The 21,032-nt window shown below is 69.2% G+C and carries 19 protein-coding genes; 9 read left to right on the top strand and 10 right to left on the bottom strand.

Going from position 1 to position 21,032, the window contains the following annotated elements:
- Positions 1 to 177: 177 nt before the first annotated feature.
- The 3 genes from CA982_RS08885 (at position 178) to CA982_RS08895 (ending at position 2,958) form a co-directional block, all read left to right on the top strand.
- A complete protein-coding gene (locus CA982_RS08885) occupies positions 178 to 603 on the top strand; it encodes a hemerythrin domain-containing protein (protein ID WP_167383345.1) in 426 nt (141 codons plus the stop codon).
- Between the two features lie 105 nt (positions 604 to 708).
- Complete coding sequence (locus CA982_RS08890; protein ID WP_086535072.1) at positions 709 to 2,343, top strand: HNH endonuclease signature motif containing protein; 1,635 nt, start codon at positions 709 to 711, stop codon at positions 2,341 to 2,343.
- Between the two features lie 294 nt (positions 2,344 to 2,637).
- Positions 2,638 to 2,958 (top strand): hypothetical protein, encoded by a 321-nt coding sequence (locus CA982_RS08895; RefSeq protein WP_086534979.1) that lies wholly within the window; start codon positions 2,638 to 2,640, stop codon positions 2,956 to 2,958.
- A 4-nt stretch (positions 2,959 to 2,962) separates the two neighbouring features.
- Here CA982_RS08895 and nadC read toward each other — a convergent pair whose 3' ends face one another.
- The 4 genes from nadC to CA982_RS08915 form a co-directional block, all read right to left on the bottom strand.
- Complete coding sequence (gene nadC, locus CA982_RS08900; RefSeq protein ID WP_086534980.1) at positions 2,963 to 3,892, bottom strand: carboxylating nicotinate-nucleotide diphosphorylase; 930 nt, start codon at positions 3,890 to 3,892, stop codon at positions 2,963 to 2,965.
- Positions 3,889 to 4,962: a quinolinate synthase NadA gene (gene nadA, locus CA982_RS08905; protein ID WP_086534981.1), complete on the bottom strand. Its 1,074-nt coding sequence runs from the start codon at positions 4,960 to 4,962 to the stop codon at positions 3,889 to 3,891. Before nadA ends, nadC begins: the two co-directional genes overlap by 4 nt.
- Before the next feature lie 187 nt (positions 4,963 to 5,149).
- Positions 5,150 to 5,656, bottom strand: coding sequence for a DUF1990 family protein (locus CA982_RS08910; RefSeq protein ID WP_086534982.1), 507 nt, complete (start codon positions 5,654 to 5,656; stop codon positions 5,150 to 5,152).
- Positions 5,653 to 5,913, bottom strand: a complete 261-nt coding sequence (locus tag CA982_RS08915; RefSeq protein ID WP_086534983.1) for a helix-turn-helix domain-containing protein — start codon at positions 5,911 to 5,913, stop codon at positions 5,653 to 5,655. Before CA982_RS08915 ends, CA982_RS08910 begins: the two co-directional genes overlap by 4 nt.
- Positions 5,914 to 5,994: 81 nt before the next feature.
- On the opposite strand from CA982_RS08915, the gene map reads away from it, so the two are divergent.
- Together map and CA982_RS08925 are read left to right on the top strand one after the other, a co-directional pair.
- Positions 5,995 to 6,768: a type I methionyl aminopeptidase gene (gene map / locus CA982_RS08920; protein ID WP_086534984.1), complete on the top strand. Its 774-nt coding sequence runs from the start codon at positions 5,995 to 5,997 to the stop codon at positions 6,766 to 6,768.
- An 87-nt stretch (positions 6,769 to 6,855) separates the two neighbouring features.
- Positions 6,856 to 7,614, top strand: a complete 759-nt coding sequence (locus CA982_RS08925) for an NUDIX hydrolase (RefSeq protein WP_086534985.1) — start codon at positions 6,856 to 6,858, stop codon at positions 7,612 to 7,614.
- Here the strand turns inward: CA982_RS08925 and CA982_RS08930 are convergent.
- The 6 genes from CA982_RS08930 to CA982_RS08955 are packed head-to-tail and all read right to left on the bottom strand — an operon-like array spanning position 7,577 to position 12,846.
- A complete protein-coding gene (locus CA982_RS08930; protein WP_086534986.1) occupies positions 7,577 to 8,173 on the bottom strand; it encodes a DUF2567 domain-containing protein in 597 nt (198 codons plus the stop codon). The two genes, CA982_RS08925 and CA982_RS08930, sit on opposite strands and share 38 nt — an antisense overlap.
- Positions 8,170 to 8,409 carry a biotin synthase auxiliary protein BsaP gene (gene bsaP / locus CA982_RS08935; RefSeq protein WP_086534987.1) on the bottom strand — a complete coding sequence of 80 codons (240 nt, stop codon included), beginning with the start codon at positions 8,407 to 8,409 and terminating at the stop codon, positions 8,170 to 8,172. Before bsaP ends, CA982_RS08930 begins: the two co-directional genes overlap by 4 nt.
- A 33-nt stretch (positions 8,410 to 8,442) precedes the next feature.
- Positions 8,443 to 9,480, bottom strand: coding sequence for a biotin synthase BioB (bioB, locus tag CA982_RS08940; RefSeq protein WP_086534988.1), 1,038 nt, complete (start codon positions 9,478 to 9,480; stop codon positions 8,443 to 8,445).
- A 41-nt stretch (positions 9,481 to 9,521) separates the two neighbouring features.
- Entirely contained in the window at positions 9,522 to 10,349 is an 828-nt protein-coding gene (bioD, locus tag CA982_RS08945; RefSeq protein ID WP_086534989.1) for an ATP-dependent dethiobiotin synthetase BioD, read from the bottom strand.
- Positions 10,346 to 11,527, bottom strand: coding sequence for an 8-amino-7-oxononanoate synthase (locus CA982_RS08950; RefSeq protein WP_086534990.1), 1,182 nt, complete (start codon positions 11,525 to 11,527; stop codon positions 10,346 to 10,348). Before CA982_RS08950 ends, bioD begins: the two co-directional genes overlap by 4 nt.
- Positions 11,524 to 12,846: an adenosylmethionine--8-amino-7-oxononanoate transaminase gene (locus tag CA982_RS08955; protein ID WP_086534991.1), complete on the bottom strand. Its 1,323-nt coding sequence runs from the start codon at positions 12,844 to 12,846 to the stop codon at positions 11,524 to 11,526. The genes CA982_RS08950 and CA982_RS08955 overlap by 4 nt, the downstream gene beginning before the upstream one ends.
- A gap of 132 nt (positions 12,847 to 12,978) precedes the next feature.
- On the opposite strand from CA982_RS08955, the gene CA982_RS08960 reads away from it, so the two are divergent.
- The 4 genes from CA982_RS08960 (at position 12,979) to treY (ending at position 20,998) form a co-directional block, all read left to right on the top strand.
- A complete protein-coding gene (locus CA982_RS08960; protein ID WP_086534992.1) occupies positions 12,979 to 13,536 on the top strand; it encodes a TetR family transcriptional regulator in 558 nt (185 codons plus the stop codon).
- A gap of 169 nt (positions 13,537 to 13,705) precedes the next feature.
- Positions 13,706 to 15,883 carry an acyltransferase family protein gene (locus CA982_RS08965; RefSeq protein ID WP_086534993.1) on the top strand — a complete coding sequence of 726 codons (2,178 nt, stop codon included), beginning with the start codon at positions 13,706 to 13,708 and terminating at the stop codon, positions 15,881 to 15,883.
- A gap of 131 nt (positions 15,884 to 16,014) precedes the next feature.
- A complete protein-coding gene (glgX, locus tag CA982_RS08970; RefSeq protein WP_086534994.1) occupies positions 16,015 to 18,570 on the top strand; it encodes a glycogen debranching protein GlgX in 2,556 nt (851 codons plus the stop codon).
- Positions 18,571 to 18,574: 4 nt separating this feature from the next.
- The gene (treY, locus tag CA982_RS08975; protein ID WP_086534995.1) at positions 18,575 to 20,998 is read left to right on the top strand and encodes a malto-oligosyltrehalose synthase; all 2,424 of its coding nucleotides are present in this window, start codon (positions 18,575 to 18,577) and stop codon (positions 20,996 to 20,998) included.
- The last annotated feature ends 34 nt before the right edge of the window (positions 20,999 to 21,032 follow it).

Raw genomic sequence — 21,032 nt, forward strand, 5'->3', positions numbered from 1 at the left:
CTTCTGAGGTGGAGCCCGGCGCCGGGAGCGAAGCGAGCGGGCCAGATGTCACGGCGCCGGGAGCGAAGCGAGCGGGCCCGATGCCACGGCGCCGGGAGCGAAGCGAGCGCCGGAGTAGTTTGCCGCTATCGACGAGCGGAGGAGGCGAGAGTGTGCCAGTACTGCGGGTGCCGGGACATGCCGTTGCTGCGCGACTACACCACCGAGCACGAACGAGCCGTGAACCTCGGCGGCGATGCGATCCGGGCACTCGATGCCGACGACCGCGACGCCGCACGCCGGCTCCCGGCGCGGCTCGCGATCGAGCTGCGGTCGCATTGGCGGGGCGAGGAGGACGGGCTGTTCGCCCAGTTGCTCGACACCGACCGGGATCTCTTCGCGGGTTGCATCGATCCGCTGATCGCCGAGCATCGTGACCTCGACGCAGTCCTGACTGGGATGCCGCGATCAGCGCGTGGGAGCGCGCCATCCCGGCGAGTCTCTCCTCGACCACGGCGTCTAGGCGTCAGGAGGGTGCCCACACGCCGGCCTGAGGTCGGCGTGTGGGCTGACCAGATGACGCCTACCACAGAACACCGACAGTTCCCGCCGTCCGCAGAGTGAATCAATAGAGCTGCGCGACAACATATTTCGAATCAGTCGCCGCCCAGCTCTCGTGTACACTCGAACGTACATTCGCAGTCACGGTTCTCGGGGGAGGTGACCGTCATGCCCGACACCACACACGCCGATGGTTCTCTGCCCGCGTCCCGCGCGGCCGAGCTCGTCGCCGAGCTGCACCGGTTGATCGGTGAATTGCAGACCGTCGACCTCGGCGCGTGCTCGGATACCGAACTCGTCGATGTCGCCGCCGGCACCGAGACAGCGATCGCCCGCCTCACCTACGCCGGTGACCGACAGATGGTCACCATCGCCGACCGCGATCTACCCCATCGCACCGGGTACCGCAGCATCACTGCGTTCATGACCCACCGACTGAGGGTGTCTGATCCGATGCGCCGCAACAATCAGCGGGGCGCGACCGCCACCCACCTCACCCACACCGGCCAAGCGCTGCCACCAGAACACCCCACCCTCGCCGCGGCGTTGGCCGACGGCCGGGTAGGCACCAGCCATGTGCGCGCCGTCATCGACGTCCTCGATCAGATCCCGCATGGAACCGACCATGACGTGACGGTTGCTGCCGAACGACAGATGGCCGAGATCGCCGAAGCCCACACCCCCGCCGACATCACCCAACTCGGTGCGCGGCTCCTCGCTTATCTCGACCCCGACGGCACTCTGGCCGACGACTCGGAACGCACACGACGCCGGAACCTGTGGGTCAACCGGCAGCGTGCCGACGGCACCGCGAAACTCACCGGCACCCTCACCCCGGAACTCGCTGCCCGGGTGACGATGCTGTTGGCGGTGTGGGCCAAGCCCGGGATGAACAACCCCAACGATCCTGATTCGCCGACCGGATCTGTTGAAGACGCCGACCCCGAACAACTGGCCGCCGCAGCAGACCGGGACGACCGCACACCGGCCCAGATCAACCACGACGCACTCAACGCCCTACTGAAAGCAGTCCTCGACGACGGGTTGCTCGGCAAGTCCCACCGGGGCCTGCCCGTGCATTTGATCATCAAAGCCGACCTTGCCGACCTGATCCGTGAAGCCGGGCTCGCCACGACCGCCACCGGAAACCTGTTGCCCATCCCTGACCTGATCGCGATGGCCGCCGACGTTCAGCCGTGGTTGGCGATCTTCAAAGACGCCACCGCCGTTCCGCTGTACTTCGGGCGGGGCAGACGTCTCGCCTCCCGCGAACAGCGACTCGTCTCCTTCGCCCGCCCTGACGGCGAAGTCTGTTCGGCGCCGGGCTGCGATCAGCCCGCCACCCACGTCGACATGCATCACGCACAAAGAGACTGGGCCCAAGGTGGACTCACCGACATTTACGACCTCGCCCCCGCGTGCCCACGACACAACCGCATGGTCGGCGACCAGCCCGGCCAATACACCACCCACATCGTCCGGTCCGGACCCGACGAAGGCCGCTGCGTCTGGCGACTGAACGCCGAACCCGGTGCGCCACCCAACCCCGAACACCTCAACCGCCGCCCCGACATACCCCGGCGGTTCGCACACCATCTGAACACCGTGCGCGACGAGATCCACGGACCACCAACCCGGTCCGGCGATCAAGCACGCCCGGAGGCGCCACATCCGACAGACGCGCGTCGCTCATGGCTGACGATCAGCCACGTCATCGACGTGCGACCACCACGACCCGGACCACCCACACCCCGCCCCTCCCTCGTCGAAGCACACCTCATGACACTCCTCGCCACCCTCTGACTAGTAGCCCGAACGACAACCACCACCAACGAATCTCAACTCGACCGATAGCCCTCGACCGAAGTCCAGCAGTCGAAACGAGGTTCGCCAGTCGCCGTCGTTCGCCAGTCGCCGTCGTTCGCCAGTCGCCGTCGTCAGCAGTGGGGGTGGTTGTGGCGCTGTGGCTTCAACTCGTTTCCTCGCTGACAATCGGTGCCGGCTCAGCACAACCAGAGGTGGGGCGGCATGCCCGACCCAGGCGCGGGGCGACAGTTCCGTCGCCGCCTGCGGCTCAATTTCGATAGGCTCCGGTCCGTGCCGGGACCACAGAAGCCGCTACACCTGTGCTGCCTGCTCTGGGCGCACGCCGACACGGCCGAAGCCCTGACCCGATACGAGGACACCGTTCTCGGTCTGCTCCCCGGGCACGGCGGCGCGGTGCTCAGCCGGGTGATCGGCGACGGACACGGCGGCACACCGCATGAGGTGCAGATCCTGCGCATCGCTGACCGTGGCGCACTCGACGCCTATCTCGCCGACCCGCGCCGCGTGGCGCTCGCCGACGAGCGGGATCGGGTGATCGCCCGCACGGAGGTCTTCGACGTCGACGTCCGGACGGGCGGACCGGCGACCTGATCGGTCAGGGCGCCGGGATGTCCAGACCGAGGTCCAGCACCGTGACCGAGTGCGTCAGCGCGCCGACGGCCAGGTAGTCGACGCCGGTGCGGGCATAGTCGGCCGCGACGTCGAGCGACAGGCCTCCCGAGCTCTCCAGCTTGGTGCCCGGCGACCGCGTGTTGCGTCGCTGGACGGCCATCTGGGTCTCCCATGGCTCGAAGTTGTCCAGCAGGACCAGCTGCGGTTCGAGCCCGAGGACCTCATCGAGCTGGGCCAGTGAATCCACCTCGACCTCGACGGGGAGATCCGGCGCCGCCGAGCGCACGGCCTGCAGCGCCGCGGCGACCGAGCCCGCGGCCACGACGTGGTTGTCCTTGATGAGGGCGGCGTCGCCGAGTCCCATCCGATGGTTGGCTCCCCCGCCGGCGCGCACGGCGTACTTCTGCAGATGCCGAAGACCCGGAAGTGTCTTGCGCGAGTCGCGAATCCGCGCATCCGTACCCTCCACCGCGGCCACCCACGCAGCCGTGGTCGTGGCGATCCCCGACAGGTGCGAGATCAGGTTGAGCGCCGTGCGTTCCGCGGTCAGCAGAGCCCGTGTCGGGGCGTGGACGGCGAGTACGACGGCGCCAGGTTCGACGCGGGTTCCGTCGTCGACCCGCGAGGTGATGGTGTACTCGCCCGCCCCGATCACCTCGTCGAAGACCGCCTCGACCACCGGGACGCCCGCGATCACGCCGTGCGCGCGACTGACGATCGCCGCGTCGACGACCGCGTCGTCGGGCACCGTGGACGCGGTCGTGACGTCGGGCCCGTATCGGAGATCCTCGTCGAGCGCGGTCCGGATCAACGCGCGGACCTCGTCGGTGACCGCGGCGCCCAGTTCACCGCCCGCGGCCTGCCCGACGAAGCCGCCGGCCGGGGCCGCCGTCGAGCGGGTGGAGCTGCTCACTCGCCCGATCCGGGGTTGCCGATCGCGATCATCCGCTCGACGCTCTTGCGCGCCTTCTCGGCGACATCGGCGTCGACGAACACCTCGTCGCGACCCTCCCGCAGGCATCGGAGCATCGCGGCGGGCGTGATCATCTTCATGTAGGGGCACGATGCACGATCGTTGACGGCCTGGAAGTCGACCCCCGGTGCGGCCTTGCGCAACTGGTGCAGCATCCCGACCTCGGTGGCGACGAGAACCTGCGCCGCCCCGGTCTCGCGAGCGGCATCGAGCATGCCGCCGGTGGAGAGGATCTTCACCTTCTCCTCGGGCACGAAACCCTCGCCGGCGAGGTACAGCGCCGACGTCGCGCACCCGCATTCGGGGTGGATGAACAGGTCGGCGTCGGGGTGCGCATTCGCCTGCGCGGTCAGTTCGTCACCGTTGATGCCGGCGTGGACGTGGCATTCGCCCGCCCAGATGTGGATGTTGTCGCGGCCGGTCTCACGCTTGACGTGTGCACCGAGGAACTGGTCGGGCAGGAACAGGACGTCCCGGTCGGGATCGATCGACGCGACCACGTCGACGGCGTTCGACGACGTGCAGCAGATGTCGGTCAGACCCTTCACCTCGGCGGTGGTGTTGACGTAGGACACCACGAGCGCGTCGGGGAACTCGGCCTTCCAGGCGCGCAGTTCGTCGGCGGTGATCGAGTCGGCCAGTGAACATCCGGCGCGCTCGTCGGGGATCAGGACCCGCTTCTCCGGGCTCAGGATCTTGGCGGTCTCGGCCATGAAGTGGACGCCGCAGAAGATGATCTCGTCGGAGTCGACCTCGGCGGCGATCCGCGACAGGGCCAGCGAGTCGCCCACGTGGTCGGCCACGTCCTGGATGGCCGGGAGCTGGTAGTTGTGCGCGAGCAGGGTCGCATTGCGCGCTTTGGCGAGCCGGCGAACCTCGTCTGCCCATTCCTGGGTCGGCTCCACGCCGGTGTAGCCACCCGGCGCATCGAACCACTTCGCGTCGGCGAGAGCCGAGTCCGCGCCGGTGGGCGCGGCCACCGCCGCCGGGCGATCACTGGTGATGCTCATTGCCACTCCTCTGGCTGCCCGGCGACGAGTTCCGTCTCCGGGACGCTGGTTCCCCAGATCACGGGCCGTGTGTCCGAGGCAGGTTTTCGACTCATGGTCGAAAACGCTATGCATCGTAACATTCGCCACACCCAGAGCATTCCCGCCACCTGACCGAACGTGGTTCCACCACGCGATCCGGTTCAGCTCACCGGCACATCAGGGCATCGAGATAACGCTCCGTGATTCGCGACTGCGCCAGGCGCCCGAACGGGCCGCCCAGCCGGGTGAACCACCGCCCCGGGCGTGAGAAGGCGACGATGTGCCCGACCACCGTGTCGTCGGCGAGCCACTCCACCCAGAAGCGTTCCTCGCCGATCTCGGGATGCCCAGGCAGCGTCCCGTAGGCCAAACCCCGCTCCCGCGGTGTGTCGATCACCTCGATGACCCGGCACCGCGCGGTGATCCCGAGTGGACCGACCCCGACCCGCAGGCCGACGTCGGCGCCGACCGTTGCCGCCGGGGTGGCCGCGTCGACCCCGAAGCCGGCACGACGATGCATCTCCCAGTCGAGGATCCGTTGCCCGGCCGAGGCGAAACACTCGGCCCCCGAACCCACGACCCGCGACCGGCGCAGATGGTGATAACCGGGCGGCAGCGCGCCCGATGTCGCGCCCACCTCGGGATAGGTGAGTGCCGACCGGTCCACGGTCATCCCGCGCGCACCACCTCGGCGTCGAGGACGAGAGCCAGATCGTCGAGCGAGGTGCCGAGCGCACGGGCGAGCGCCGCGATCGTGGCGAACGCGGGCGTCGGCATGCGTCCGGTCTCGATCTTGCGCAGGGTCTCCGGGGAGATCCCCGCGCCGAGCGCCACGTCGCCGAGCGGGCGGTCGCCGCGCAACTCGCGGAGCCGGGCACCGAGTCGACGACCGGCCGCGATCTGTTCCGGGGTCAGCGGGTTGCGCACCATGTGACGATCGTAGCCGCTCCGGTATACAAATACCGACGACGGTGGTATTTCTATACCGCACACCGATATGAGAGGAAGAGAATGGTCGAACTGAAGTCACCCGCCGAGGTTGCCGCCATGGGGGTGACAGGCGCCTTCATCGCCGACCTCCTGGACGATGTCGCCGCGCGCGCCGATGTCGGGGTCAACCTCCTCGACCTCGAGGAACGTGCCCGGGAACTCATCACCGAGCGCGGCGCGCAGTCGTGCTACTGGGATTACTCGCCGTCGTTCGGCCGCGGACCCTTTCGCAACGTGATCTGCCTGTCGGTGAACGATGCTGTGCTGCATGGTCTCCCGCACGACTACGTCCTCGCCGACAGCGACCTGCTGTCGATGGACATCGCCGTCGCCATCGACGGCTGGGTGGCCGACTCCGCGCGCAGTGTCATCGTCGGCACCCCGCGGGCCGAGGACCAGCGTCTCGTCGCGGCCACCGAGGAGGCACTGAGCGCGGCCATCGACGCGGCATGCCCGGGCGGACGGATCGGCGACATCTCGTCCGCGATCGGCGCCGTCGCCGCCGCGCACGGATACCGGGTCAACACGGAGTTCGGCGGACACGGCCTCGGCCGCACCATGCACGAGGATCCGCATGTCGCGAACGTCGGCCGGGCAGGTCGAGGCATGACACTTCGCCCGGGGCTGACCCTCGCACTGGAGCCCTGGTTCACCCTCGGCTCCGAGCGCATCAAGTTCGACGCCGACGGCTGGACGATCCGGTCCTTCGACGGTTCCCGCGGCGCCCACAGCGAGCACACGATCGCGGTCACCGAGGGCGACGCGCTGATCCTGACGACCAACGGGCGCGGATAGTCGAGGTCACCCGGTGGCTTCGACACGGCGCCGCGCTCGCGCTCGGTGCCGGCTCGACCAGCAGGGCGGCGTCCTACAATCGTGCGCATGCCAGCCGCCGGGTCCGAGCCACCCATCGCCGACGGTACGACCCTCCGGGTGGAAGTGCTGAGTGTCGTGTTCCAGATCCGGGTCCCCCAGGTCCGGGTCGCGCCGCCCACCGCGCCCGACTCCGGATACGGGTCGGACGCCGACGGTCCGTCGTTGTGCGTGTTGCTGACGCGGACCGCCGACGGCGTGTGGACACTTCCCGGCGGCGGGGTCGGCGCCGAGGAGACACTGTCGGCGAGCGCGCGCCGACTGGTCGCGGATTCCCTCGACGTCCGGGAGATCGCGCATCTGGAGCAGCTGTCGGTGTTCTCCGATCCACACCGGGTGCCCATCGTCCGCACCATCGCCTCGACCTACATGGGCCTCGTGCCCTCCGATGCGGCCGCGACACCACCCGAAGCCGCGGGCTGGTTCGCTGTGGACTCACTCCCGCCGCTGGCCTTCGATCACACCGAGATCGTCGACGCCGCCCGGCATCGGCTCGCCGCGAAACTCTCGTACACCAACATCGCCTTCGCGCTGGCACCGGCGCGGTTCCCGATGTCGGCGTTGTCGGAGATCTATTGCGCCGCCCTGGGTTACCCCGTGGATACGACCAACCTGCTCCGCATCCTGAGCCGACGCGCGGTGGTGGTCGCCACCGGCACCGTCGGCAAGACCGGCCGGAGCGGCGGACGCCCGCCCGCCCTCTACGCCTTCGCCGAGAAGGAGTTACGCGTCACGGATGAGTTCGCGACGTTGCGCCCGCCGATGTGAACACCTCCGCCGAGGAGGCGTCGTCCGAGAGGTCGCCGACACCGAGATCAGCGGTCCGCGAAGACAACACGCACACCAGATAGACGACGGCGAACGCGAACGGAGCGCAGATAAGCAGTGTCCACGGCTCGCTCGACCCCGACCGTGTGGCCCCGTCGAGCCACAGCTCCGGCGCGATCCGGTAGGTCGCGTCGACCGGCAGTGCGGTCGGATCGTCGTCGAATCGCAGACCCGCGGCCCACATCCCGACCGTCGCCGCGAGCGCCGAACCGGCCGTGGTCGCCAGGGCGGGCCACACGAAACCACTGACACCCCGCCACGACCGGGCCGCGAACCACACCACGACGGCGGCCACGGCGCCGTAGCCGAACATCGTCACGGCGAAGGCCCCGACCCCGCCGAAGTCGGCGGGGATGTCGTCGCGGCGGAGACCTTCGAACACGACTCCGGTGGTGGGCGGGGTGAGGAGAGCCCAGATCACCCCGGCGACCGCACCGAGCAGCGCCACACCGACGGACACGACGGCCATCCGGGAGACGGTGCGGACCGGCGGGTTCACCGGCGCCCCAGCTCCGTCGAGTCGACGGTGCCGTGCCGCGAGCAGCGCGCGTCCCACCCGTCGGGCCGCACCTGGACCACCATCCGGCGTCCGCACTGACCACAGAAGCGAGGGGGTTCGAGACCCAGCCGGGCGGCCGGCGGAACGGCCTCGGGAGCCTGCAGTTCCAGTTCGAGTCCGGTGAAGACACCGAACCTGCACGGTTCGGCGAGTGGACCCGGGACGGTGTCGATCATGAGAACACGCTACCCATCGCTGCGGACGAACTCTCAGATCGTGTCGTTCAGCGACTTGATCGGCATCGACAGATCACTGAGGAGGTCGAGGTCGTCCTCGGCGGGCCGGCCGAGTGTCGTCAGATAGTTGCCGACGATGACGGCGTTGATGCCGCCGAGGATGCCCTGCTTGGCACCCAGATCGCCGAGGGTGATCTCGCGCCCGCCGGCGAAGCGCAGGATGGTGCGCGGCAACGCCAGACGGAAGGCGGCCACCGACTTCAGGGCCTCCGCGGCCGGCAACACGTCGAGGTCTCCGAACGGCGTGCCGGGTCGCGGATTCAGGAAGTTCAGCGGCACCTCGTCGGGTTCGAGTGTGGCCAGCTCGGCGGCGAACTCGGCCCGTTGCTCGAGCGACTCACCCATGCCGAGGATGCCGCCGCAGCAGACCTCCATACCAGCTTCGCGGACCATCCGGAGGGTGTCCCACCGCTCCTCCCAGGTGTGCGTCGTCACCACGTTCGGGAAGTGGCTGCGCGCGGTCTCGAGGTTGTGGTTGTAGCGGTGCACGCCCATGTCGCGCAGCTGGTCGACCTGTTCCTGGGTGAGCATGCCCAGGCTGCAGGCGATCTGGATGTCGACCTCGTTGCGAATCGCCTCGATACCCGCCGCGACCTGACTGAGCAGGCGCTTGTCGGGACCGCGGACCGCGGCGACGATGCAGAACTCGGTCGCGCCGGTCTTCGCGGTCTGCTTGGCCGCCTCGACCAGCGAGGGGATGTCGATCCAGGCACTGCGCACCGGCGAGGCGAAGAGGCCGGACTGCGAACAGAAGTGACAGTCCTCCGGGCAACCACCGGTCTTCAGCGAGATGATCCCCTCGACCTCGACCTCCGGTCCGCACCACCGCATCCGCACGTCGTGGGCGAGCTGGAGCAGTTCGGTCAGCCGGTCGTCCGACAGTCGCAGAACCTGGAGAACGTGATCCTGATCGAGGGGTTCGCCGCGGTCGAGCACCTGCGCGCGGGCGATGGCGAGGATGTCGTCCGACGCCGGGGCCGAGGTGGCGGCGTCGACTGTTGCCTGGGTCACTGGTGATACTCCTTGGATGGAAGTTCCGCTGCGGGAACGGTTTACGGCGTCCGGGCGAGCTGTTCCGAACGCGTGGGCGAGAGAGTCGCGAGCCAGTCCTCGTCGAACCAGGACGCTGCGCGGCGACGGAAGTCGGCGGGCGCGAGATCCGCCGCGCCCGCGGGTAACACGCCGACGACCGGCACCCCGGTCACCCGCGGGAGATCGGTGCGGTTGCAGCGCATCGCGAGGTCGGGATCCGCCGGCCACCAGCCGATCACGAGCCCGGCCGGGCGCAGGCCGAGGGCCCGCACCGCGTTCACGGTGAGCTCGGCGTGATTGAGCGCGCCGAGCCCGGGTGCCACGACGACGAGGACGCCGTCGTCGGTGCCGGGGACGACCGTCTTCGCGGCGATGTCGAGGATCGTCGCGGCCTCCCCCAGTCGGACCAGCACACCACCGGCCCCCTCGACGAGGGTGAGGTCGTGTGATGCCGCGAGTTCGTCCACCGCGCGGACGATCACCGCCGGATCGGCCAGGGGCATGCCGGCACGGCGCGCGGCGGTGTCGGGCGCGAGGGGCTCGGGGTAACGGAACAGCTCGACCGTGGTGACGTCGCCCGCGAGGCGTTGCACTTCGGCGAGGTCGCCGGGTTCGTCGGGAACGACGCCGGTTTGTACCGGTTTGCACACGGCGATTCGGGTTCCGGGCCCTTCGTGGCTCGCCGACCTCGATCCGCTCCGTCGTCGCTCGCTCGGCCCGGCGACTATCGCTCCTCGCACCTCAGGGAGCAGACAGGCGGCGGCGAGCGCTGCAGTCGCGACGGTCTTCCCGACGTCGGTGGAGGTTCCGGTGACGGCGAGGACCCGGCCCCGACGGCGGGTGGTCACCGCGCACCGACTTCGCGCAGGGCCGCGTCGACGACGCCGGCCACGTGGTCGAGGGCGTCGGCATCGAGGTCCGCGCGCACGGTGATCCGTAGCCGCGAAGTCCCGACCGGAACGGAGGGCGGACGGAAGCAGCCGACGAGCACGCCGCGGTCCCGGCACGCCGCAGCAGCCGCCACCGCGCGTTGCGGATCCCCGACGACGATCGAGATCACGGCGGCGGCGGGCTCGCCGACCCCGCATGCGGACGCCAGCCGACGGGCGTTGGCGCGCAACCGGTCCGGCAGACCGGGTTCGGCCCGCAGGATCGTGAGAGCGGCATGCGCGGCACCCACCGCGGCCGGGTTGAGGCCGGTGTCGAAGATGAAGGTGCGGGCGCAGTCGATGAGGTGCGATCGCAGCATCGCCGATCCGAGGACCACACCGCCCTGCGCGCCGAGCGACTTCGACAGCACGGTTGTGACGACGAGGTCGGGAGCACCCGAAAGTCCCTGTTCGGCGACGAGTCCCCGACCACCCGGACCACGCACCCCGAGAGCGTGGGCCTCGTCGACGAGCAGCGCGGCACCGTGTGCGCGTGCTGCGGCATACAGATCCGCGACCGGCGCCGGTTCACCGTCGATGCTGTACACCGAATCGGTGACCACCAGGGCGCGGCTCTCGGCGCGCTCGGCCAGCACCCGCCGGACGGCCTCGTGGTCGCCGCGGTCGACGACCACGACGCGGGCACGCGACAACCGGCAGCCGTCGATCAATGACGCGTGGGTGCCGGTGTCGCTGACGATGAGGTCGCCGCGGGTCGCCAGCGCGGTGACGGCGCCGACATTGGCGAGGTAACCCGACGAGAAGGTCAGTGCGGCCGGAAATCCGAGGAAGTCGGCGAGATCGTCTTCGAGGTCGATGTGTGCCTGGGTGGTGCCGACGACGAGACGGGAGGCCGTCGATCCCCCGCCCCACCGACCCGCGGCGGCTCGGGCCCCGGCGACGACCGCGGGGTGCGTCGACAACCCGAGGTAGTCATTGGAGCCGAGATTGATCTCCCCGGCACCGGCGCGCCGGACATGAGGGCGGCGATGCAAGCCCGCGTCGGCGCGCTTCTGCGCGGCCTCGGCGAGCCAGGCCAGCCCGACCTCCGCGCCGGTGACGACCGTCGAGTCCCGTTGTGCCTGCACCGAAGTCATGACCGGGCTCCGACCAGCGCGCGTTCGCCCACCGTCGCCAGGACCGCCGCGGACACCCCGCGGACGATCACTGCGATGTCCTCGGGCGTGCTGATGAAGGGCGGCATCGTGTAGACGAGATCGCGGAACGGTCGCAGCCAGGCCCCTGCCCCGACCGCTGCGTCGGTCGCCGCGACCATGTCGACCGGTCGATCGAGTTCGACGACGCCGATCGCGCCGAGGACCCGCACATCGACGACGCCGTCGAGTTCCCGGAGCGGTGCGAGTCCCTCGGCGAGTCCGCGCTCGATCGCCGACACCCGCTCGGCCCAGGGGGTGTCCAACAGGAGCTCGATCGCCGCGACCGCCACCGCACACGCCAGGGGGTTGGCCATGAAGGTCGGGCCGTGCGCGAGTCCGCCCGCCTCCCCGGCGCTGATCACGTCGGCGATCTCGGTGGTGCACAGGGTCGCGGCGAGGGTCAGGTAGCCACCGGTCAGCGCCTTGCCGACACACATGATGTCCGGCGACACCCCCGCCCCGCCATTGGCACGGGGAGCGGCGTCGGCCGCGAACAGCGTTCCGGTACGGCCGAATCCGGTGGCGATCTCGTCGAACACGAGCAGGACGTCGTGGCGGTCGCAGATGTCGCGGAGTGCGCGCAGGTATGCCGCGTCGTGGAATCGCATCCCGCCCGCGCCCTGGACGACCGGTTCGACGATGATCGCGGCGAGCTCGTCGCGGTGCGCGAGCACGGCCCGCTCCAGCTCGGCGACGTAGTCGGCCCGGTAGTCGGCCGGCGGCGCGTCGACGAAGATCTGTTGCGCGAGCACGCCCGACCACATCGTGTGCATGCCGCCGTCGGGATCACACACGCTCATCGGGGCGAAGGTGTCGCCGTGGTAGCCGCCGCGCCATGTGAGCAGACGGGTGCGTCCCATCTGCCCGCGGCTGCGCCAGTACTGCAGCGCCATCTTGACCGCGACCTCCACCGACACCGATCCCGAGTCGCAGAAGAACACCTTCTGCAGATTCGCCGGCGTGATCTCGACGAGGAGCTGCGCCAGCCGCGCGGCCGGCTCATGGGTGAGGCCGCCGAACATCACATGCGACATCCGGCCAAGCTGAGCGGCCGCGGCCGCGTCGAGCCGGGGGTGGCGATACCCGTGGATCGCGGCCCACCAGGAACTCATGCCATCGACGACCGACCGTCCGTCGGCGAGTTCGAGACGGACACCGGAGGCCGAGGACACGACCAGCGGTCGCGTGGTCGCGGGCAGCGCTCCGTACGGATGCCAGATGTGGTGCGCGTCGATGCGACCGACGTCCTCGTGATCCACCTCTGCACCTCCTGCTCGCACACGGTCTCGCCTGGACACCGTCCAGGATTCCTGAACACCGTACAGGCAGTCCTGAACGGTGTACAGGGGCGGGCTGGATGCCCGATTCGGGGAATCACTACGCTGACGCGGGTGAGCAACAGTCGCACCGACGTCCTGCGCGCCGCCCGCGACATCCTGGGCGAGCACAGCCTGGCGGACCTGTCGATGCGACGGCTCGCCACCGAACTCGGCGTCCGCCCCAACGCGCTCTACTGGCACTTCCCCAACAAGCAGACGCTGCTGGCCGCGCTCGCCGATGACATCCTGGGCGCGGTCGCGATCCCCGACACCGGGCTGGCATGGGACGAGCGCCTCGATCGGCTCGCATCCGGGATGCGCAGGGCACTGCTGGCGGTGCCCGACAGCGCGGAGGTGGTGTCCTCGAGCTGGGCCAGCGGACTGTCGTCGAAGGCCATCACCGCCGACATCATCGCCGCCGGGTCGGCCGGTGGGCTGTCGCTCCGCGACGCCGAAGCGGTCAGCACAGCACTGTGCCAACTCGTCATCGGTCTCACCATCGAGGAACAGACCCGCGCGCAGATGGAGCGCCTCGGGGTCACCGGGCCGTCCGGGCGCGACTTCGGCGGCGAGTTCCGCGATGGGCTGGCCATCATCCTCGACGGCGCCCGGACACGCCGCTCCCGGTGATCCCCGCCCGTGTCCACGATGCCCGATCCGCGCGAGTGTCACAGTCGACGGAATCGGTATTTCACAGCTTCGGCGAGTACATTGCTAGCCGGTCATCCCGGCCCGGCCCTCGAGACCGATCTGTCCCCCACCGGAAAGAACACGCCCTGTGGCATCGACGACGCGAGTAGTGGCGCCGGAGTCGTCCCCCTCGACGCCGACGACGCCCGCATACCGCACCGACCTCGACGGCCTGCGAGGCATCGCCATCGCGCTCGTCGCCTGCTTCCACGTGTGGTTCGGCAAGGTTTCCGGCGGCGTCGACGTGTTCCTCACGCTCTCGGGTTACTTCTTCGTCGGGTCGCTGTTGCGCCATGCGATCTCCAGTCAGGCCCCGCACGTCACCTTCCGCGACACGCTGAACCCGTGGCCGCGGCTCAAGCGACTCCTCAAGCGCCTGCTGCCGGCGCTGTTCACGGTGCTGATCGCGGTCACGGTGCTGACGCTGCTGATCCTGCCGCAGACCCGCTGGGCGAACGTCGGGCGCGAGGTCATCGCGAGCGCGCTCTACTACCAGAACTGGTATCTGGCCCAGAACTCGCAGGACTACCTGGCCGCCAGCTCGGCCAACAGCCCGCTGCAGCACATCTGGTCGATGTCGGTGCAGGGCCAGTTCTTCGTGGTGACACTGCTCGTCGCCCTCGCGTTCGCGGCCCTGCTCAAACTCGTCGCCCGGGTCGCCCGGCCGTTCGCCGATCCCCGGGTCATCAAGTTCCTCGTCGGCGGCGCGGTCTTCGCCGTGGCCCTCGTCTCCTTCTACTGGGCGCACCGCGGACTGGCGATCAATCAGCCGTACAACTACTACGACACGCTGTCGCGGCTGTGGGAGCCGCTCGCCGGCGGCCTGCTGGCGATCTGGTTGCCCTCGCTGCGAGTCCCCAACTGGCTTCGCAATCTCGCGACCGTCGTCGCGCTCGCGCTGATCGTCAGCTGCGGGTTCTGGATCGACGGCGTGAACGCCTACCCCGGTCCGATGGCACTGGTGCCGGTCGGTGCGACGCTGCTGATCATCTGGGCGGGCGCGACCGCACTGCAGAAGCCGCCGCATGGCACCCATGCCGCCGCCACCGAGATGCCCGTCACCAACCGATGGCTGGCGAGCCGGTGGCCGGTGTGGCTCGGAACCATCGCGTACTCGCTGTATCTGTGGCACTGGCCGCTGCTGATCTTCTATCTGACCTGGCGTGACAAGAACCATGCGAACTTCATCGAGGGCGTGGGCATCCTCGCGGTGTCGCTCGGACTGGCCTGGCTGACCAAGCGCTACATCGAGGACCCACTACGCGGGGGCGACCGGTCCGCGCTGACCCGCGGCACCCGCGACGGACGCTCGCGGTGGCTCTCGTACACGTCGGTCGTGACGTCGATCCTGGTGGTGGGCACCCTCGTCACCGGTGTCGGCATCACCGTGTGGGAACGGCACGTCGCCAACATCGTCGTCGACACCAAGAATCTCGATCCGAGGTCGTACCCGGGCGCCCGCGCGCTGCTCGACGGCTGGCCGGTCCCCGCACTCGACCCACAGCCGTCGGCTCTGGAGGTCATCAAGGACTTCCCCGAGACCTCGACCGACGGGTACATGAGCGACTTCACCGACAACGAGATCCACGTCGGCGTCTACGGCGATCCCACCGCGACGCGGACCATCGCCCTCGCCGGCGGCTCCCATGCCGAGATGTGGATCTCGGCACTCGACACCCTCGGCAAGCGCAACGGTTTCAAGGTGACGACCTATCTGAAGATGGGGTGTCCGCTGTCGACGAACCGCGTACCCAAGCAACGCGGCGTGCCCTACCCGGAGTGCTACGACTGGGGGCAGCGCGTCATCGACCGCGTCATCGCCGACAAACCGGACGCCGTCCTGACGAATTCGACCCGACCGCGGGACTACGAACCGGGCGACTGGGTCCCCCCGGATTACGTGCCGATCTTCGATCGCTTCCTCGAGGCGGGCGTGCCGGTGCTCGGTATGCGCGACACCCCGTGGCCGAAGAACGCGAAGGGGACCATCGACACACCGATCTGCCTCGCCGACGGCGGGGACGCCGAGAGCTGCGGATCGAATCGCGCCGCCGTGCTCGAGCCCGAGGACCCCGCCGCCGCATTGGCCGCGACGCGACCCGACTTCCACCCGCTCGACATGTCCGACGGCATCTGCACACCGGACCGCTGCCCGGCCATCGTCGGCAACATCACGGTCTACAAGGACCCGCATCACCTGAGTGCGACCTACGTCCGCAGTCTCACCGACGAACTGGGGCGGCAGATGGCGGAACAACTGCCGTGGACCGGCCCCGGGGTCCCGTGACGACATCGGCGGGCCTCGTCTGATCGCCGGCCGCCCGGTCGGCGACGGCCCACCGGTGGGACAGCCCACATCCGGGCCGGCCGGCCGCGTCCTGAGATGACCGCCCGCGACAACGCGACTAGGGTCAACTCATGACGTCGCCGAAGGCGGGTAAGACCGAACCGCCAGCCCCCGGTGCTCAGCCGGGCGATCCCGGCTCCACTGCCGATCCCAACTCTTCTGGGGAATCCCGCGATCCAGGTCGCGACACCACCTCGACGACAGCCGCGCCGCCGAGCGGCGACACCACACCCGACCCGGTTCCGATGCCGTCCGACCCGATCCAGGCCGAGGCGCTGGTCCAACCCGAGCCCGCCCCGATCCCGGTGTGGCCGGGTACCCCCTACCCACTCGGCGCCACGTACGACGGTGTGGGAACCAACTTCTCGCTGTTCTCGGAGGTGGCCGAGGCGGTCGAGCTGTGCCTGATCGACCGCGAGGGCCACGAACGCCGCATTCGCCTGGAAGAGGTCGACGGCTACTGCTGGCACTGCTACCTGCCCAACGTCGGCCCCGGGCAGTTCTACGGTTTCCGCGTCTACGGCCCCTACGACCCGTCCCAGGGGTTGCGGTGCGACCCGAGCAAGCTGCTGCTCGACCCGTACGGCAAGGCCTTCCACGGCGACTTCGACGGCGACGCGTCGTTGTTCTCCTACCCGCTCCCGACCCCGCCCCAGGACGACGACGAGCCCGCGGGGGACGACAGCGAGGACGAGGCAACCGGCACCGACGCGGCCGACGGCGCCGACGAGTCGACCGCGCGGACAGCCGCGCCCGACGATGCCGCCGACACCGACGAGGCCCCACCCGCCGAGGCAGAACAGGCCGACGACGCGGCCGCGCCGCCCGAGGACGAGAACGCCACGGACGCCGGTCCCGAACCGGTCAACCCGATGCCGCAACTGGACTCACTCGGACACACCATGGTCTCGGTGGTGATCAACCCCTACTTCGACTGGCAGAACGATCGCTCGCCGAATCGTCCGTATCACCAGACGGTGATCTACGAGGCCCATGTCAAGGGCATGACCGCGACCCACCCCGACATCCCCGAATACCTGCGCGGCACGTACGCGGGACTATGCCATCCGGTGATCATCGACCACCTCAAGGAACTGGGCATCACGGCCATCGAGCTGATGCCCGTGCACCAGTTCATGCAGGACTTCGTACTTCGCGATCAGGGCCTCCGGAACTACTGGGGCTACAACACCTTCGGCTTCCTGGCGCCGCACATCGAATACTCGTCGAACCCCGACCAGCCGGCGAGCGCGGTGACCGAGTTCAAGGCGATGGTCCGGGAGTTCCACAACGCCGGCATCGAGGTCATCCTCGACGTGGTCTACAACCACACCGCCGAGGGCAACCATCTCGGTCCGACGGTGTCGTTCCGTGGCATCGACAATGCCGCCTACTACCGGCTCGTGGACGGCGACCCCGAGATGTACATGGACTACACCGGAACCGGCAACAGCCTCAACGGCCGTCACCCGCACACGCTGCAGCTCATCATGGACTCGCTGCGCTACTGGATCCTCGAGATGCACGTCGACGGTTTCCGTTTCGACCTCGCGTCCACGCTGGCCCGGGAGCTCCACGACGTGGACCGCCTCTCCGCATTCTTCGATCTGGTGCAACAGGATCCGGTCGTCAGCCAGGTGAAACTCATCGCCGAACCCTGGGACATCGGCGAGGGCGGTTACCAGGTGGGCAACTTCCCACCGCTGTGGACCGAATGGAACGGCAAGTACCGCGACACCGTGCGCGACTACTGGCGCGGCGAGCCATCCACCCTGGGTGAGTTCGCCTCCCGCCTGACCGGATCCTCGGACCTGTACGAAGCGACCGGCCGGCGGCCGCTCGCGAGCATCAACTTCGTCATCGCCCACGACGGCTTCACGCTGCGGGACCTCGTGTCCTACAACGAGAAACACAACATGGCCAACGGTGAGGACAATCGGGACGGCGAGAGTCACAACCGATCCTGGAACTGCGGCGTCGAAGGCCCCACCGACGACCCCGAGGTCAACACACTGCGCGCTCGGCAGCAGCGGAACATCCTGGCCACCTTGTTCCTGTCGCAGGGCACGCCGATGCTCGCGCACGGCGACGAGATCGGGCGCACGCAGCAGGGCAACAACAACGTCTACTGCCAGGACTCCGAATTGTCCTGGATGGACTGGACACTCGCCGACGAGAACGCGGACCTCCTCGAGTTCACCCGCAAGGCCATCGCGCTGCGCACCCGGCACCCGGTGTTCCGGCGACGGAAGTTCTTCGGCGGGAAACCGATCCGATGGGGCGACCAGGCGCTCGACATCGCCTGGCTCACCCCCGCCGGCCAGGAGATGACGGCCGAGGACTGGGACAGCGGGTTCGGCAAGAGCCTCGCCGTGTTCCTGAACGGAAACGGCCTGGGCGAGAAGGACGAACGCGGCGAACTGGTCGTCGACGACTCGTTCTTCATCTGCTTCAACGCCCACTACGAGGACCTGGACTTCACTCTCCCACCGAACTGGTACGGCAACGAATGGGCCGGCGAACTGGACACGACCCATCCCGTCGGAGACACCGAGCTGACGGCGGCCGCCGGCGAGTCGGTGACGGTGGGTGCCCGCTCGGTCCTGGTCCTGCGAAAGACCGCCTGAATCCATGAGCAACCGTCCGACCCCGCACGCGACGTACCGGCTCCAGCTGCACGGCGACTTCGGGTTCGCCGACGCCGTCGGGATCCTCGACCACCTCGTCGAGTTGGGGATCAGTCACGTCTACCTCTCCCCGATCGGCACCGCGTCGGCCGGCTCGACGCACGGGTACGACTGGTTGCCGCCACCGGCGGTGGCCGACGTGCTCGGCGGTCTGGACGGCTTGCGTGAACTGCGTTCGGCGGCAGCCGATCGCGGACTGGGGCTGATCATCGACATCGTCCCGAACCACACCGGGGTGGCCGACGCCCTCGCCAACCCGTGGTTCGCCGACCTGCTCCGGCACGGCCGAGAGTCGGTGTACGCGCACTACTTCGACGCCGACTTCGACGCCGCCAACGGGGCCGACGGGAAGCTGGCACTGCCGGTCGTCGCCGCCGACGGCGATCTGAGCCCGCTCGAGATCGACGAGCACGGCAACCTGCGGTACTACGACCACGCCTTCCCGGTCGCTCCCGGCACCGCGGGATACATTCGGCCCGCTCGCTCCGCTCCCGGCGCCGGAGACACTCGGCCCACTCGCTCCGCTCCCGGCGCCGGGGACACTCGGCCCGCTCGCTCCGCTCCCGGCGCCGGGGACACGCCACAAGATGTCCACGACCGTCAGCATTACCGACTCGTCCCCTGGAACAGCGGGCTCATCGGGTACCGGCGGTTCTTCACCGTCAACGAGCTCGCGGGTCTGCGCCAGGAAGATCCGGAGGTCTACGACGCCACGCATCAATGGCTGCGTGAGCTGCTCGACGCCGACCTCATCGACGGTGTGCGCGTGGATCATCCGGACGGACTCTGGGACCCCCAGGACTACCTGCGCCGCCTGCGCGCCGACGTGGGCGACGAGCGACTGCTCTACATCGAGAAGATCCTGGCACCCGACGAACCCCTCGAACCGACGCTGCCGGTCGAGGGCACCACCGGCTACGACCACATGCGCGTCATCGACGCGGTGTTCGTGGCACCGGCCGGGGTCGCCCAGCTCACCGAACTGCACGAACGGATCACCGGTGAGACCGGCGATGCGCGGTGGGTCGAAGCCGCCGAGCACGAGCGGAAGCTCCGTACGGTGCGTGAGTCGTTCCCCGCCGAGCTGTGGCGCCTCGTGCGCGCCATCACTGCCGGCGGTGCCGGTTCGTCCGCCGCCGACACGGACCTGATCGCCACCGCCTGTGCCGAACTCATCGCCGCGCTCGGGGTCTACCGGGCGGACTACCCGTCGCTGCGGCCACGCCTCCTCGCCGTGGCCGCGAGCATCGCCGACGCGAAGCCGGAACTGCGCCCGGCCCTCGACGTCGTCGTGCGCGAGACGGCAGTGCCCGGCGAGGCGACGTCGCGGCTGGCGCAGACCTGCGGCGCGGTGACCGCGAAGAGCGTCGAGGACAGCCTGTTCTACCGCACCGCGCGGCTCGTGTCCGCCCAGGAGGTCGGTGGCGATCCCGCGAATCCGGTGTTGTCGCTGACCGACTTCCACCAGCACAACGCCGAACGCGCGGCGACGTGGCCGCTGGCGATGACGGCGACGTCGACACACGACACCAAACGCGGTGAGGACGTGCGCGCTCGCATCGCGCTCCTGGCGCAGGTCCCCGACCGTTGGTCCCAGCTGGTGGAGAGGATCTGGCGCGACACCGAGGTGCCGGACGACCTGACCGGCTACTTCTTGTTGCAGAACATCGTCGGGGTCTGGCCGACCGACGGCCGGATCACCGACGAGCTGCGCGAACGGCTGACCGAGTACGCCCGCAAGGCCACTCGCGAAGCCGGACTCCGCACCACGTGGACGGAGATCGACGACGACTTCGAGTCGTCGGTCGAGACCTGGATAGGCCAGGTCACCACCGGCGACATCGCGGCCGCGGTCACCGAACTCGTCGACCGGATCGCATCGGCGTGGGAGCAGGAAGCACTCGCCCGCAAGGCGATTGCGATCCTGGGCCCCGGGGTGCCCGACATCTACCAGGGCACCGAATGGTGGGAGGACTCGCTCGTCGATCCCGACAACCGGCGAGCTGTCGACTTCGGCCGCTCGACCGAGCATCCCAAGACCAGTCTGGTGCGCGCCGCACTGCGGGCCCGCGCCACCCATCCCGAGGCATTCGGCGCATCGGGCACCTACCAGCGTCTGACCGCCGACGGGCCCGCCGCCGACCACACCGTCGCGTTCGTGCGCGGCACCGCGGACGGCCCCTCGGTCGTCGTGCTCACCGCGCGGTTCACCCACAGTCTCGACGACGAGGCCGCGGCCGCCACCTCGATCACGCTGCCGCCGGGATCGCGATGGCGTGACGACCGGACGGGGGCCGTGTACGACGGGGCGGTCGATCTCGGCACCGCGCGGACGGAGCACCCGGTGGCGATTCTCGTGCCGGACTGACCCCGGCTGTGATCACGACCGGACGATCACGACC

The organism is Gordonia lacunae (assembly GCF_002149015.1).
Lineage (GTDB): Bacteria > Actinomycetota > Actinomycetes > Mycobacteriales > Mycobacteriaceae > Gordonia > Gordonia lacunae.